Here is a 684-nt window from a genome sequence, read left to right as displayed (position 1 = left end):
AGGTCATCGAACTGATCATCAAGAATTGTCTTCGCACCCTCGTTGACCGTGCGCAGGATGAAGTTGCGGTCAAATACAAGTACTCCTGCCGACAAATTGGCCAATATGGATTCAAGGTAGGCGCGCGCCGATTCGACAGCACTGCGATGACGCTCGGTATCGCGCCGCGCTTCGTCGAGCTGACGCGTCATTTGACTGAAGGACTGGGTCAGTACACCGAGCTCGTCGCGGCTGTTGATCGCCTGCCGCGGGGTAAAGTCTCCCGCTGCCACGGCTTGCGTTCCCTCGGCGAGGATTGAAAGCGGGGCCGAAAGGCGGCGCGCCAGGATAAAGGCCATGGCGATGGCTGTGAACAAGGCGAGCAGAACGGTCAGGGTCAGCGTCATGGCATAAATTCGCGTCAACCCCTGACGGCCCAATGAAAGCTCCTGATAGTCGCGATAGACTTCCTGTACGCGATCAGCATTGTGCGCGAGGCCCGATGGAACCGGCTGGGTCAGTTGCAGGATGCGCGTTTCCATACCCAGACCCATGGGGGATACGGCGACCAGAACACGCAGCATCAGTTCCGTGCCGCCGGCGCTTACGATTTCGCGGTAACCTCGTCCGAACCGGGCCTGACGCAATTGTTCGAGCGACGGCTGTACCGGCATGAAGGTTCCCAGATCGCTGGTGGCAGTCGCC

The 684-nt window shown here is 59.6% G+C and carries 1 protein-coding gene; it reads right to left on the bottom strand.

What is annotated here, in order from left to right:
- Window positions 1-684 (bottom strand): HAMP domain-containing protein (locus tag PROAA_RS12285; protein WP_186411622.1); only part of this gene is annotated, 684 nt, incomplete at both ends.

The organism is Candidatus Propionivibrio aalborgensis (genome assembly GCF_900089945.1).
GTDB classification, from domain to species: domain Bacteria; phylum Pseudomonadota; class Gammaproteobacteria; order Burkholderiales; family Rhodocyclaceae; genus Propionivibrio; species Propionivibrio aalborgensis.
The sequence above is the reverse complement of the archived record's forward strand: the minus strand, read 5'-3'. Positions and strand labels throughout refer to the sequence as shown.